The 13,715-nt window shown below is 64.1% G+C and carries 12 protein-coding genes; 9 read left to right on the top strand and 3 right to left on the bottom strand.

What is annotated here, in order from left to right; genetic code table 11:
• Positions 1 to 142: 142 nt before the first annotated feature.
• Together ACK4TE_RS06025 and ispG are read left to right on the top strand one after the other, a co-directional pair.
• Positions 143 to 1,057, top strand: coding sequence for a helix-turn-helix domain-containing protein (locus ACK4TE_RS06025; protein WP_409910585.1), 915 nt, complete (start codon positions 143 to 145; stop codon positions 1,055 to 1,057).
• 68 nt (positions 1,058 to 1,125) lie between these two features.
• Entirely contained in the window at positions 1,126 to 2,259 is a 1,134-nt protein-coding gene (gene ispG, locus ACK4TE_RS06020; RefSeq protein WP_409910584.1) for a flavodoxin-dependent (E)-4-hydroxy-3-methylbut-2-enyl-diphosphate synthase, read from the top strand.
• A gap of 3 nt (positions 2,260 to 2,262) precedes the next feature.
• On the opposite strand, the gene ACK4TE_RS06015 is transcribed toward ispG, so the two are convergent.
• Positions 2,263 to 2,796 carry a DUF1254 domain-containing protein gene (locus ACK4TE_RS06015; protein ID WP_409910583.1) on the bottom strand — a complete coding sequence of 178 codons (534 nt, stop codon included), beginning with the start codon at positions 2,794 to 2,796 and terminating at the stop codon, positions 2,263 to 2,265.
• On the bottom strand, positions 2,796 to 3,398 hold the full coding sequence (locus tag ACK4TE_RS06010; protein WP_409910582.1) for a DUF1214 domain-containing protein: 603 nt from the start codon (positions 3,396 to 3,398) through the stop codon (positions 2,796 to 2,798). The genes ACK4TE_RS06015 and ACK4TE_RS06010 overlap by 1 nt, the downstream gene beginning before the upstream one ends.
• 109 nt (positions 3,399 to 3,507) lie before the next feature.
• Here ACK4TE_RS06010 and ACK4TE_RS06005 point away from each other — a divergent pair, with 109 nt between their 5' ends.
• The 7 genes from ACK4TE_RS06005 to clpB all read left to right on the top strand — a co-directional run bounded on the left by ACK4TE_RS06005 (position 3,508) and on the right by clpB (position 12,211).
• A complete protein-coding gene (locus ACK4TE_RS06005) occupies positions 3,508 to 4,761 on the top strand; it encodes a hypothetical protein (RefSeq protein WP_409910581.1) in 1,254 nt (417 codons plus the stop codon).
• A 47-nt stretch (positions 4,762 to 4,808) separates the two neighbouring features.
• Positions 4,809 to 6,011, top strand: a complete 1,203-nt coding sequence (locus ACK4TE_RS06000; protein ID WP_409910580.1) for a Gfo/Idh/MocA family protein — start codon at positions 4,809 to 4,811, stop codon at positions 6,009 to 6,011.
• Positions 6,012 to 6,092: 81 nt separating this feature from the next.
• The gene (locus tag ACK4TE_RS05995; RefSeq protein WP_409910579.1) at positions 6,093 to 6,521 is read left to right on the top strand and encodes an MAPEG family protein; all 429 of its coding nucleotides are present in this window, start codon (positions 6,093 to 6,095) and stop codon (positions 6,519 to 6,521) included.
• A gap of 43 nt (positions 6,522 to 6,564) precedes the next feature.
• Positions 6,565 to 7,641 carry a peptide chain release factor 1 gene (gene prfA, locus ACK4TE_RS05990; RefSeq protein WP_409910578.1) on the top strand — a complete coding sequence of 359 codons (1,077 nt, stop codon included), beginning with the start codon at positions 6,565 to 6,567 and terminating at the stop codon, positions 7,639 to 7,641.
• Positions 7,642 to 7,661: 20 nt separating this feature from the next.
• Entirely contained in the window at positions 7,662 to 8,504 is an 843-nt protein-coding gene (prmC, locus tag ACK4TE_RS05985) for a peptide chain release factor N(5)-glutamine methyltransferase (protein WP_409910577.1), read from the top strand.
• A 219-nt stretch (positions 8,505 to 8,723) separates the two neighbouring features.
• Complete coding sequence (locus ACK4TE_RS05980) at positions 8,724 to 9,419, top strand: DUF4167 domain-containing protein (RefSeq protein ID WP_409910576.1); 696 nt, start codon at positions 8,724 to 8,726, stop codon at positions 9,417 to 9,419.
• A gap of 173 nt (positions 9,420 to 9,592) precedes the next feature.
• Positions 9,593 to 12,211 carry an ATP-dependent chaperone ClpB gene (clpB, locus tag ACK4TE_RS05975; RefSeq protein ID WP_409910575.1) on the top strand — a complete coding sequence of 873 codons (2,619 nt, stop codon included), beginning with the start codon at positions 9,593 to 9,595 and terminating at the stop codon, positions 12,209 to 12,211.
• Positions 12,212 to 12,220: 9 nt separating this feature from the next.
• Here the strand turns inward: clpB and ACK4TE_RS05970 are convergent, their stop codons facing one another.
• Entirely contained in the window at positions 12,221 to 13,603 is a 1,383-nt protein-coding gene (locus ACK4TE_RS05970; RefSeq protein WP_409910574.1) for a M23 family metallopeptidase, read from the bottom strand.
• Between the last annotated feature and the right edge of the window lie 112 nt (positions 13,604 to 13,715).

Here is a 13,715-nt window from a genome sequence, read left to right as displayed (position 1 = left end):
GGTTTCGGGGCCTTACCTTGTCATTGGACCGGAAATTGCCCCGATTTCACTAGGCGGCAGCACAGGTCAGTGAGACTGGTTGAGAATGGCACAGAACGTATCGCCTGACCCGGAAAACGGACAACCCGAAGGAAATTCGCGGGTGGATGACAACGGAACGCCTCGTTCAAACGTGACGCCGATCTCCCAGCAGGCGGCGGCTCAGCTTGACGCTTACGAGCGGCGCCAGCGGGCGGACGAGATTTTCGTGTCCGGCAAGTTCGACGGGGAGGAGCTGCGCATGGGGCAGGTGCTTCGCCGTGTCCGCGAGGCACTCGGTCTTGAGCTGGCGGCCATCGCGCGCGAGTCGCGCATCAAGGACAATTTCCTGATGGCCATCGAGCGGATGGAGCTCCAGACCATCGCCAAGGGCTATCTGGTGCCCTACCTGATCGCCTACTCCAAACATCTTGGCCTGCCGGAAAAGCAGGTTGTCGAGCGTTACACCCGCGAATGCGGCGCCGTCGAGGAAGTGAAAACCTCCGCGCCGGTGCAGAAAATCGGCGACATCCGCAAGAAGACAGACACCCGCCTGCCGCTGATCCTGGCAGGCGTTGGCGCGCTGGTCGTGTTCGTGGCCGGCGGTGTCACGGCAGCCTTGCTGATGAACCGCGGGCCGGAAGAGATCGTATCGCCGACCGTCGTGGCGGTCAGCGGGGCGCGCGACAGCCTGTTTGCGGAAACCGCTCCGGCCGCCGCCGCCAATACCGACCTGCCGCTGGAAATCGTTGCCGTGCGTCAGGCCTGGCTCGAAATCCGCGCCTCGGACGGCACGATCTTCCTCAGCCGCACGATGGCTGCCGGGGAGAGCTATTTCCCGCGCCTGAAGGCCGGCTGGACCGTATCTGCCCGCAATGGGGGCGCGTTTGAATGGCGCGTCGGCGACGTCGTGGTTGGCCCGCTCGGCCCGGAAGGGGCGCAGGTCTTCTCGCTCAGCGTCGATGACCAGCTGGCCCGCGCTGCCGAGATGGCCGCGCCGACGGTTGCGGCCGCGCCGAACGGCAATACGACGCGCTAAGCCCTTTACTGTAGCGCCTGTCAGCGCCAGATGTGGGCTGAAGTGAGCCGCGAAAGGCTATTGGCCCTATGAGCCACAATCCGATCCGCCCCTGGCGCAATATCGAGCGGCGCAAGTCGCGGCTGGTCCGCGTTGGCAATGTGCTGGTGGGCGGCGACGCCCCGATTGCCGTTCAGACCATGACCAACACGCCCACCGAGGATGCCGCCGCGACCATCGCGCAGATCCTGCGGTGTGCGGAAGCCGGCGCGGATATCGTGCGCGTGTCGTGCCCGACCGAAGAGTCCACGAAGGCGATGCGCGAGATCGTCAAGGCGAGCCCGGTGCCGCTCGTGGCGGATATCCATTTCCACTACAAGCGCGGCATCGAAGCCGCGGATGCGGGCGCGGCGTGCCTGCGGATCAATCCCGGCAATATCGGGTCTGAGGCCCGTGTGAAGGAAGTCGTCGCGGCGGCGCGCGCCAATGGCTGCTCGATGCGCATCGGCGTCAATGGCGGCAGCCTCGAGCGCCACCTTCTGGAGAAGTATGGCGAGCCGTGCCCGGATGCGATGGTGGAGAGCGCGCTCGACCATGCGCGCATTCTCGATGATCTCGGCTTCCACGATTACAAGATTTCGGTGAAGGCCTCCGACATGTTCCTGACGGTGGCGGCCTACCAGCTGCTCGCCGAGGCAACCGATGCGCCGCTGCATCTCGGCATCACCGAGGCAGGCGGGCTTCGCACGGGGACGGTGAAATCCTCCATCGGCATGGGCGCGTTGCTCTGGGCTGGCATCGGCGACACGATCCGCGTTTCGCTTTCGGCCGAGCCGGAAGAGGAAGTGAAGGTCGGCTTCGAGATGCTGAAATCGCTCGGCCTGCGCACGCGCGGTGTGAACATCGTCGCCTGTCCGAGCTGCGCCCGGCAAGGCTTTGACGTGATCCGCACGGTGGAGACACTGGAGAAGCGGCTTGCGCATATTTCCGAGCCGATCTCGCTGTCGATCATCGGCTGCGTGGTGAACGGCCCCGGAGAAGCGGCGCTGACCGATCTCGGCTTTACCGGCGGCGGCAAGGAAAGCGGCAAGATGTTCGTGAACGGACGAGCCGATCACAATGTCTCGAATGCCGACATGGTCGAGCATATCGTGAAGCTTGTCGAGGAAAAGGCCGCGCGGCTCAAAGCAGAGCGCGAGGCAGAGCAGGTTCCGGCGGAATAGCCGTCAGGCAGGACCGCACTTGCTGGCGGGCGCCAGGGTTGCCGCGGCATCATAGAGCGCCTGCGTCGGGGCAAGGCGGCGAACGAGGGCGAGCGCTTCGGGCTTAGATACGATGACCTGCTCGGCATCGCCGAACGAGTAGACATCCTGGCCTTTGAGCGCAACAATTATACGGCGTTCGCCGGTTGCCTCCGGCAGGCGGGCGTCGAGCGAGCCGGCATAGACATTGTCCGTACGCGCATCAAATACCGAAAGCGAGCCATATTCGGGCCACGTCGGAACGGTGATCAGCACGGGGCCTTCGGAGACATCGACCAGGCAGATCGCATAGGCGAGGTCGGGCGAAGGGCGCACGATGGTCTGCGTCTCCGGCGTGACACGCGGGCTCATCTGCCAGTGGTGCAGCGGCAAGCCGCGCTCCACCATAGCTTCGCGCGCCTTGGCCATGATGCGGCCGGGCAGGGCGTTCAGCGTGAGGAAGTGCGCGGCAGAGAAGGCGATGCCGAAAGCGAGGGCGCCGATGAAGGGAATACGCATCAGGCCGGCCCTCCGCAGGAGAGTTTCTCGATGACCGGCGCGGCAAGCACAGTCTCCGGATCTGCGATCAGTTCGGCTGAGGGCTTGTAGAGGCGCAGCGTGACATCGAAGTCGCCCGCATTGTGGCTGGAGACCCAGCCGCCGGTTTCCGGGCCTTCGGCGGCGATCAGGAAGGACCAGGCCTCGCCGCTGCCCTCCGCTTCGGCCTTTGTCTTGTCGAAGGACAGGGCGCGGTTCTTGTTGGCGGGCAGGTAGCTGGTCGCGTCATACAGGGTGATCGACCACCAGAGGGCCGGCATCTCTCCGCCGGAGACCTTGTAGGTGCAGTTTTCCGTCAGGCGGTCGCCGGCGCTGTCGGTGGCGCGGGTGAAGTAGACGGCTTCGTCCTTGTTCAGGGCGAGCAGGCCATGACGGGCGACGCGGGCGCGGGTCCAGGGGTTCGCGGCTTCGGACCCGATGGTCCAGTCGCTGTTCCAGCCACCAGCATCGATCTGGCCGCCGAGGGCCACGCCCTTGCCGAGGATGCCGCCCATGTATAGCGCCGAGAGCAGGCCAAGTGCCCCGCCTGCGACAAGTCCGATTACCGCGCTCACAATCTTCATGGACGCACGCTAACGTGAGCGGCGCCGGACGCAAGGGGCGAACAAGGGGCCTCGCCGCCGGGACCGGAAAGGTCTAGACGTGGGTGGATATCAAGGTAGCGGGCGACGAATGGTTTTGCGTGTATTGCGGTGGATCGGCCTGATCTTTCTGGCGGGCCTGACGCTGCTGGTGGCATCGAGCTGTACGATGCTCGGCCTCAATTATGCCAGTCTGGAGACGGCCAACAAACCCGCGGCAACGCCGGCGCTGGACATTCCGCGCCTGCTGACGCCGGAAGGGCGCGCCGACGCGATGAAGATGCTGGAGGACACGCTGTATGGGCCGTGGCCTGCCGGCCTGCCGGTGGCAATCAGCGACTGGCGAATGATCAATGCCGACTATCTCGATGGGCGCGGCACGCTGGAAGAACTCGACATCACCATCGGCAAGGGCGAAGGCGCACGCACGTTCCAGCTGGTAGCGGCATTCCCGGCGGGTGCGCATTCGCTGCCGCTGGTGCTGAGTCAGACGTTCAGCTCCAATTGCGCGACCTTTCCGGGCGAGGCAGTCACCAGCGAGGATGGTGATCCGTGTACGGTTCGTGACTATGGCCTGATTGGCAGCTTCGTCGTGAAGTCTCTGTTCGGAGAGTATATCGCCGAAGCGCCGGTCGGGCTCTATTTCGATGAGGGCTTTGTCTATGCGAGTTTCCATGCAGGCGATTTCATTCCCGACAGTACGCAGCAGGCGCCGGCTGCACTTGCGGGACTGGGCGGTGAGGTCAATCCGACCAGCACGCTGATGGCATGGGCATTTGCCTTTTCGGCGGCGATGGATGTGCTGGAGGCAGATGCGCGGGTGGATACCCGGCACACTTCCATCATGGGGCATTCGCGTCATGGCAAGGCGGCGCTGCTGGCGGCCATCTGGGACCCGCGGATAGAGGCGGTGATTGCGCACCAGACCGGCTTTGGCGGCGCATCGCTGTCGCGGTCCACAACGGGCGAGACGCTGGCACGGATGCAGCGCACCTATCCGCACTGGCTGGCACCGGAGGCGGCGAAATATGCGGCGCGGCCTGAACTTCTGCCCTACGACCAGCACCTGATGCTGGCATTGATCGCGCCACGCCGCTTGTTCCTCGGCAATGCACGCCGGGATGTGTGGTCTGATCCCAATTCCAGTTTCCGGGCAGCGGAAGCGGCCAGCGCGGCCTGGGAGGCGCAAGGCATGAACGGGCTGAACGCGGGCGGGATGAAGGAGTTCGATCCTGCCGACGGCATTGTCTGGTGGATGCGGCCAGGCGGGCACAGCATCGTGGAAGAGGACATCGACGCCTTCCTGCGTTTCCTGAAAGCCCGGCCCGGCAACGGCCGGTCTTGACCGGGGCGCTGCCTCCTGCATTCTGATATCGCTAACAGGAGGCGGCGATGTCAGACAGACCCACTTCGCGAAGGATCTTCCTCCAATCGGCGGCGGCCGCCGGATTGATCCTGCCCGGTCTTGCCGGATGCGTCTCGGCGCCGGGGGCAGAGCCGCTGCCGCGCCGTGCCATCGGGATGCCCTGGCCGAGCTGGGGGGAGCTGCCGGCTACGCCACCGGCGACCCCGAAGGCGGGAAGCGTCGGGGTCGCGGTGATCGGGCTGGGCGGCTATGCGCTCGGCAAGGCGATGCCCGGGCTCGCAGCAGCGGAGGGCACACATGTGGCGGCGGTCGTTTCCGGCAATCCGGAAAAGGCGGCGAAGGTCGCGGCAGCTTACGGCGTGCCTCAGGACGCGGTCTACAGCTATGACACGTTCGCCAACATCGCGGCGGATGACCGGGTCGAGGCGGTCTACATCGTGCTACCGTCCGGCCTGCATGCGGACTGGGCCGAAATGGCTTTCGCGGCCGGCAAGCATGTGCTGTGCGAAAAGCCGATGGCTCTGACCATAAGCGAATGCCAGCGCATGATTGCCGCTGCGAACGCGGCGAAGAAAAAGCTCATGATCGCCTATCGCTGTCATTTCGAGCCCTACAACCTGCATGCCATGGATCTGGTGCGGCAGGGCGCCGTGGGCCAGATCCAGACGATCGAAACCGCGAACTGCTATGTGGCAGGACCCGAGACACCGGCGACGAACTGGCGGCTCGTCCGTGCACTGACGGGCGGCGGAGCGCTCGAGGATTACGGTCTGTATGGTCTGCAGGCGGCACTTTACCTGACAGGGGAAGAGCCCGGTCAGGTGCGCGGCTGGACAGAGCAGCCGAAGGGCGATCCGCGCTTTAGCGACATTCCGGCGACCACACGGGCAGAGCTGTATTTCCCGTCGGGTGCCGTGACGAAACTGGTCACGTCCTACAACCTGCCGAATGCCAACCGGGTGAACGTGACCGGGACTGATGGCGCATTGCGGATGGAGCCGGCGACCGGGTATGGCGGCAACCGGATGTACCTCACGCAGGGCGGGACGGCCGAGGAACTGAAGCCCGGCGATTCCGACATCCAGTTCGCGCGGATGTCGCAGCATTTCGCAGATGCCATCCGCAAGGACACGCTGATCCTGACGCCGGGGGAAATGGGCCTGCGCGATACGCGGATCATTGAGGCGATTTATGCATCTGCTGAGGCCGGGCGGCCTGTCGCGCTCTGAAGAGAATTGGCAGCGCGGTTGCCAAAGTGGCGCGTGCAGAGGTAAAAAGCGCCCCAATAACAATCAGTTGGGAGGCTGACTTTGGAAACGCTCGAATTCCTGAAACCCGTGCTGGCGCTGGTCATCTGGACCTGCGTGATGTGGATCTGGATGTATGCCCTGCGCCTGCCGGCGTTCAGCAAGGCCGGGATCAAGCCGGACGATGCGCGCCATCCAGGTACCTATTCAGACAAGCTGCCGGCGACGGTCCGCTCGGCCGCCGACAATTACAATCACCTGCATGAACAGCCGACGATCTTCTACGCCCTGATGTTCTTCATCGCGCTGACCGGCGGGGCGGATTCGACGGCGACCATGGTGGCCTGGGCCTATGTCGGCCTGCGCATCGTGCACAGCTTCGTGCAGGTTGTGATCGGCACGGTGGCGCTGCGCTTCCTCGTCTTCACGCTGGGCACATTCTGCCTGTTCTTCCTGGCGGGCCGCGAAGCCCTGCGGGTGTTTGCAGGCTAGGCAGGCTTCCAAGCCGCCCGAAACCGGATTAAAGGGCGCCGTCATGGCATCCCTTTCCCATTCACGCCTCCAGCAGGTCATCGACCGGTTCGAAGAGGTCGAGGCCCGCATGGGCGCGACCTCCGATTCCGCAGAGATCATCGCGCTGTCGAAGGAACATTCCGAGCTTCGCCCCGTGGTGACGAAGGCCCGCGAGCTGCTGGCGGCGCGCCTCGGCCTTTCTGACGCTGAGGCGCTGGCCGCATCCGGCGACCGGGAGATGGCCGAACTCGCCCGGATGGAGATAGAGGAGCTGAAGCAGCGCCTGCCGGACCTTGAACAGGAGATGCAGATCCTGCTCTTGCCCAAGGATGTCGATGACAAGGCAGACATCGTGCTCGAAGTGCGCGCGGGCACGGGCGGCGATGAAGCAGCATTGTTCGCGGGCGACCTGTTCCGGATGTATTCGCGTTATGCGCAGCTGATGGGCTGGAAAGTCGAGATCGTTGATGCCTCCGAGGGCGAGGCGGGTGGCTATAAGGAAATCATCGCGAATGTTTCCGGCGACGGCGTCTTCGGGCGGATGAAATGGGAAAGCGGCGTGCATCGTGTGCAACGCGTGCCGGCGACCGAGACGCAGGGGCGCATTCATACATCAGCGGCGACAGTCGCGGTGCTGCCGGCGCCCGAGAATATCGAGATCGACATCCGGCCGGAAGATATCCGTATAGATACAATGCGCGCGTCCGGTGCCGGCGGCCAGCACGTCAACAAGACGGACTCCGCTGTGCGTATCACGCATTTTCCTTCGGGCATTGTGGTCACGAGTTCCGAGAAGTCGCAGCACGTCAACCGTGAGAAGGCGATGGATCAGCTGAAAATCCGCCTCTACGAAAAAGAGCGCTCCGAGAAGGATGCTGCCCGTGCCGAGGCACGCGCCTCGATGGTCGGCTCCGGCGATCGCAGCCAGAAGGTTCGCACTTACAACTACCCGGAAAACCGCGTGACCGATCACAGGATCGGCCTGACGCTTTATTCGCTCGACCGGATCGTTGCAGGCGACAAGCTCAATGATGTGGTAGAAGCGTTGATTACCGAAGACCAGTCCCGCAAGCTCGCTGCCATGGAGGCCGGAAGCTGACCGCACCCACCTATGACGCCATGATCCGTCAGGCGACGGAACGTTTCCGGGAGACAGGGATTGATGAGGCGCGGCCGAATGCGATGATGCTGATGCTGCATGCGTTCGGCGATACGCGCGCGGCGCTGATTGCAGCTGGGGCGTCGCCGGTGCCGAAGGGGGTGGAAGAGAAGTTCCTTGCTGCCGTCGAGCGCCGTGTGAAGCGCGAGCCGCTGCAGCACATTCTTGGCACGACGCATTTCTATGGGCTCGAATTCCGCAGCGATCCGCGCGCGCTGATCCCGCGCATCGACAGCGAAGTGGTTGTGGAGACTGCCCTGTCGCTGATCCACCGCGAACGGGCGGAGGTGATTGCGGATCTCGGTACCGGCACCGGATGCCTGCTGGGCGCGATTCTGTGGAACCGGCCGCTTGCGGTGGGCATGGGTGTCGAGGCGGACCCGGCGGCGGCGTCGCTTGCCCGGGAGAATTTCGATGTGCTGGGCCTGGAGCGGCGCGCGCGCGTGTTCGAGGGGCACTGGCTGGACTGGACCGGCTGGACCGGGGCGGACCTGATCATAAGCAACCCGCCCTACATCGCGTCGGCGGAGATCGAATCGCTGGCGCCCGAAGTGCGCGATCATGATCCGCATGCGGCGCTGGATGGCGGGGTGGACGGGCTGAGCGCTTACCGAGAGATCATTCGCCTCGCAGGAGAGCAGATGAAGGCGGGCGCCTGGCTGGTGTTCGAGATCGGCCACGACCAGCGCGCGTCTGTGCTGGCAATGCTGGAGGCGGCTGGCTTTTCCGATCTGGGACACAAGGCGGACCTCGGCGGCAAGGATCGCTGTGTATGGGGCAGGGCGAAAGGCTCCGTCCGCTGATTTTCCGCTTGGCGGCCTGCCCGATACACAGTAGAAAAGAGCGCGAGGGGCAGTCTGCCAGGACGGCAGATCATTAACGCTGCCTCGTTTCGGGCTCGGTGGAAACGGCAGCGTCCAAGACCTCCCTGGCCCCGCCTGCAAGCAAAACGTTCGGCAAGATATTCGCTCGAAAATTGGCTCGCCGGTGACCGCAGGTATATGAACACAGGACAGACCTTGATGAAACGCTCACGCGGGCGCAACAGGCGCTCAGGCGGCAACAACCAGCAAAACGCTTTCAACAATCCGAACCGGCATTTCGAAAGCGTCGGCCCGGACGTGAAGATTCGCGGGTCTGCTCAGCAGGTGCTGGAAAAGTACCAGCAATATGCGCGCGACGCCCAGACCAGCGGCGACCGGATCCTGTCTGAAGCCTATTTCCAGTATGCGGAGCATTACCAGCGCATCGTCGCGAAACAGCTGGAAGCCCGCAATCAGCAGCAGCAACAGCATCAGAATCGCGGCGGCGGAAACGGCCCGCGCGATGACCGTGATCCGCGGGGCGGACAAGACCGCGATCCGCGGGGCGGCCCGAATGAAGATGCAGGCGTGGCCGATGAGGATGAAGGCGAGGCCGAAGTCGTGCCAGCTTTGGTCACCCGCCGCAACGAAGACGGCGAGAGCGATTCGCTGCGCGTTATCGATGCCGAGGATGACGGGGATGAAGCAGAGGCCAGCGCGCCGGTGGAAGCCGAAGGCCGTCCGGACCGGGATCGCGGCAATCGCCGGGGTGGGCGCAAACCCTATCGTCCGCGGGAAGATCGCCCGGCTCGCGAGGCGGTTGAGCCTGTGTCCGAAACAGACGGCGTGATGAAGACCCTCGCCCGTGGCCGCCGCAAGCCGGCCCCGGAAGAGAGCGCCGCCGAACAGGACTAGGTAGACTTCCTGAGACAAGATGACCGCGCCCCGCCCCATAAAGGCGGGGCGTTTCATTTTCGCAAGACAGCTTGCAGGCGGGCGGTGGCCTTCCCAAATCCAGCCGGACAGGGACTGCCGCTGAGCGGGGTTCCGGCCAACGACTTCAATCTGCCTTTCAAAGGGGATGACCCATGAACATTGAACAATACACAGAGCGCGCCCGCGGCCTGATCCAGACCGCCCAGACCCTCGCCCTGGCCGGCGGCCACCAGGTGCTGACACCAGCGCATATCCTCAAGACCCTGCTAGAAGACCGCGACCAGCTGGCCGTGAACCTGATACGCGCAAGCGGCGGGCGGCCAGAGCTTGCCGTGCAGAGCGTTGAAGCAGCGCTGGCGAAGCAGCCAAAAGTCTCCGGTGCCGGTGCGGGCGGCCTGCGTCTTGAACAGGCCGGCGCAAAGCTCTTCCAGAACGCCGAAGCCGCTGCGAAGAAGGCGGGCGATGCCTATGTGACGGCCGAGCGGCTGCTGCTGGCGATTGCGGGCCTGTCGGGCGATCCGGCAGCCGAGGCGCTGAAGACGGCGGGCGTGACTGTGAAAGCGCTGGAAGGCGCTATTGCGCAGCTGCGCCAAGGCCGCACGGCGGATAGTCAGACGGCGGAAGAAGGCTACGAAGCCCTCAAGAAATATGCGCGCGACCTGACCAGGGATGCCCGCGAAGGCAAGCTGGACCCCGTGATTGGCCGCGACGAGGAAATCCGCCGCGCGATCCAGGTTCTCTCGCGCCGGTCTAAGAACAACCCGGTGCTGATAGGCGAGCCCGGCGTCGGCAAGACGGCAATTGCCGAAGGCCTTGCGCTGCGTATCGTCAATGGCGACGTGCCGGAAAGCCTGAAGGGCAAGAAACTTCTGGCGCTCGACATGGGCGCGCTGATTGCCGGGGCGAAATTCCGGGGTGAATTCGAGGAGCGTCTGAAAGCCGTGCTGACCGAAGTGCAGCAGGCCGAAGGCGGCGTCATCCTGTTCATTGACGAGATGCACACGCTGGTCGGCGCCGGAAAATCCGAAGGCGCGATGGATGCGTCGAACCTGCTGAAACCGGCGCTGGCGCGCGGCGAGCTGCACTGTATCGGCGCGACGACGCTGGATGAATACCGCAAGTATGTCGAAGGCGATGCTGCGCTCGCCCGGCGGTTCATGGCGGTTTATGTCGATGAACCGACGGTAGAGGATACGATCTCGATCCTCCGTGGGCTGAAGGGCCGGTATGAGGCGCACCATGGTGTGCGCATTTCGGACGCCGCGATCGTGTCCTCCGCCACATTGTCCAACCGCTACATCACAGACCGTTTCCTGCCGGACAAGGCCATCGACCTGATGGACGAGGCGGCTTCGCGCCTCCGCATGCAGGTGGATTCGAAGCCTGAAGAACTCGACGAAATCGACCGGCGCCTGCTACAGCTCAAGATCGAGGCCGAAGCCCTGAAGAAGGAGAAGGATGCGGCCTCACTGGACCGGCTGAAAACTCTGGAAGGCGAGATTGCCGGGCTGGAGACGCGCTCGCGCGAGCTCACCACCACGTGGAGCGCCGAGAAGGACAAGTTGAAGGGTGCGGCCTCCGCCAAGGAAAAGCTCGACAGGGCCTATTCCGATATGGCCGAAGCGCAGCGCCAGGGCGATCTGGCGAAAGCTTCGGAGCTCAAATTCTCGGTCATCCCGTCTCTCGAGAAACTGATTTCGGAAGTCGAAGCCAAGGGTGACGCGGAAGGCGGGCTCGTGTCCGAAGTGGTGCGGCCGGAACATATTGCGGCGGTCGTCTCCAAGTGGACCGGCATCCCGGTCGACAAGATGCTGGAAGGCGAGCGTGAGAAGCTGCTGCGCATGGAAGAGTCGCTGCTGAGGCGGGTTGTGGGCCAGACGGACGCGCTTGTCGCGGTGTCGAACGCTGTGCGCCGTGCCCGCGCCGGCCTGCAGGACCCGAACCGTCCTATCGGCTCGTTCCTGTTTGTCGGCCCGACCGGTGTAGGCAAGACCGAGCTGACCAAGGCGCTCGCCGAGTTCATGTTCGATGATGACACGGCCATCCTGCGCCTCGACATGTCGGAGTTCTCCGAGAAGCACTCTGTCGCCCGACTGATCGGCGCGCCTCCGGGCTATGTCGGATATGACGAAGGCGGTGTGCTGACGGAATCCGTCCGCAGGCGGCCTTATCAGGTCGTGCTGTTCGACGAAGTCGAGAAAGCCCACCCGGACCTGTTCAACACGCTGCTGCAGGTGCTTGATGATGGCCGCCTCACGGATGGCCAGGGCCGTACGGTCGACTTCAAGAACACGATCATCATCATGACTTCGAACCTCGGCGCGGACGCTCTGGCGAGTGGCGAGGAAGGCGAAGTGTCCGAGCAGGCGCGCGAACATGTGATGTCCGCGATCCGGCGGCATTTCCGTCCGGAATTCATCAACCGGATCGACGAGATCGTCTTTTTCAAGCGCCTTGGCCGCGGGGAAATCGACCATATCGTCGACATCCAGATGGGCCGGCTCGAGAAATTGCTGAAGGACCGGAAGATGAAGCTGGATCTCAGCCTCGACGCCCGCAACTGGCTTGCCCAGCGCGGTTACGATCCGGTCTATGGTGCGCGCCCGCTGAAGCGCGTGATCCAGAAGGAGCTGCAGGATCCGCTCGCGCGGCTGCTGCTCGAAGGCCGCATCTTGGATGGCGAGACCATCCATGTCGGGGTTGAGGGTGGCGCGCTCTCGATCAACGGCGTGCCGAACGATTTTGCCAAGGGCAAGGCGTCACTGAACTGATCTGCCGACTCAGGGCAGGCGTTGAGCCGGGCGGGCCGAAGGGTCCGCCCGTTTCTCTGCGAACTGGACTTCCTCGCGTTCGGCGCCGCGCAGCGTATCGATCAGGTCGCGCTGCGCCTTGAAGGCGGCGAAGACATCCCGGTCACGCGACAGGTCGCGGCCCGTTGGAAGCTCAAGCGTCATCGGGTTCACATACACGCCCTTGCGCAGGACTTCGTAGTGAAGGTGCGCGCCGGTGCTGGAGCCGGTGGAGCCGACATAGCCGATCTTGTCGCCGCGCATCACGGTCTTGCCGGGTGCGATGCCTTCGGCGAAGGCGGACATGTGCGCGTAGACCGTTTCAAAGCCGCGCTCGTGCCGTATACGGATGAACCAGCCATAGCCATCGCCCCAGCGCATGTCGGTGATCAGGCCCGAACCAGCAGCGCGAATGGGTGTGCCGACCGGAGCACGGAAATCAACGCCGGTGTGCGGAAGATAGTCGCCCGTGATCGGGTGAATTCGGTTGCCGAAGCCAGATGTCATCTGCGCGCCGCGCACGGGATCGCGAACAAGGAATTCGTCGCCGGCGACGCCGTTGCGGTTGAAGAATTCCGGCAGGCCGGAATCCTCCGGTGTGAACCGGTACCAGCTTCCGGACGTTGTCTCGCCGTTGAACGCGGCGAAGACGAGATCGCCGGCTTCCAGGAAATTGCCGCGCTCGTCCGCAATCATCTCGATCACGACATCAAAACGTTCACCCGGGCGGCCGCCCTGAGCTAGAGCCGGATCTTCCGGAAACAGGCTCGCAAAGGTGTCGGCGTGTGCGCGGGTGCCTTCATCGGTCTGAAGGGCGTCCGCCAGCGTTGTTGTGATCTCGCCGGAGATGCGGTGAAGCGCGATGGAGGTCTTGGCTGACAAGGCGCTCGCGAAGAAGGTGCCGTCGTCGCGCCGCGTGGCTGCGAGTGTGACCTTGGGACTGATCCGTATGCTGACACCTGTGAGCACCGGGCCAGTTTCCTCATCGCTGTCATCGAACCAGGCAACGAAGGGTGAGCCCGGGCGAAGGCGCGCGCCGCGGGACGGGCCGGCTTCACGCAGCGCGGTGGCGGCGGCGGCAGCATCCTGGGGGCTGGCGCCGAGCACTTCCAGCGCGTCGGCAGTCGAGACATTGGTCGTGATCCGTCCCGTGCGGGCGGATGTGGATTGTGGCAGGTCAGCGTCGCGGAAATCGATGGCGGCGAAGGTTTCAACGCCGGCAGGCTTCGGCTCTGCGCGCACGACGAGGAAGAGGCCGACAATGATCGCCAGCAGAATGACGGCGCCAAACCGCTCCAGCCATGCATAGCGGGATTCCAGCCGCCGCACGAAGGCAGGCATTTTCGGCTGCAATTTCAGCTTCCGGCGCGCCATGCGTTAACCTCATGCGTTGAAGTGCAGGTCTTCAAGCACGGGAAGAGCAAGATAGGGGCCAGATTCCCTCTGGCGGCGAGCCTTCGGGCCGGATTCGCCCGAAAAGACTGGG

This window comes from Hyphomonas sp., assembly GCF_046313975.1.
Classification (GTDB): Bacteria; Pseudomonadota; Alphaproteobacteria; order Caulobacterales; family Hyphomonadaceae; genus Hyphomonas.
Note: the sequence above shows the minus strand (reverse complement) of the source record. Positions and strands in the feature narration are given on the sequence as shown.

Coding starts and splice junctions, on each gene's coding strand:
- ACK4TE_RS06015 (WP_409910583.1), bottom strand. CDS start 2,796: ATGCGTATTCCCTTCATCGGCGCCCTCGCTTTCGGCATCGCCTTCTCT.
- ACK4TE_RS05980 (WP_409910576.1), top strand. CDS start 8,724: ATGAAACGCTCACGCGGGCGCAACAGGCGCTCAGGCGGCAACAACCAG.
- ispG (WP_409910584.1), top strand. CDS start 1,126: ATGAGCCACAATCCGATCCGCCCCTGGCGCAATATCGAGCGGCGCAAG.
- clpB (WP_409910575.1), top strand. CDS start 9,593: ATGAACATTGAACAATACACAGAGCGCGCCCGCGGCCTGATCCAGACC.
- ACK4TE_RS06000 (WP_409910580.1), top strand. CDS start 4,809: ATGTCAGACAGACCCACTTCGCGAAGGATCTTCCTCCAATCGGCGGCG.
- prmC (WP_409910577.1), top strand. CDS start 7,662: ATGATCCGTCAGGCGACGGAACGTTTCCGGGAGACAGGGATTGATGAG.
- ACK4TE_RS05970 (WP_409910574.1), bottom strand. CDS start 13,603: ATGGCGCGCCGGAAGCTGAAATTGCAGCCGAAAATGCCTGCCTTCGTG.
- ACK4TE_RS06010 (WP_409910582.1), bottom strand. CDS start 3,398: ATGAAGATTGTGAGCGCGGTAATCGGACTTGTCGCAGGCGGGGCACTT.
- prfA (WP_409910578.1), top strand. CDS start 6,565: ATGGCATCCCTTTCCCATTCACGCCTCCAGCAGGTCATCGACCGGTTC.
- ACK4TE_RS06005 (WP_409910581.1), top strand. CDS start 3,508: ATGGTTTTGCGTGTATTGCGGTGGATCGGCCTGATCTTTCTGGCGGGC.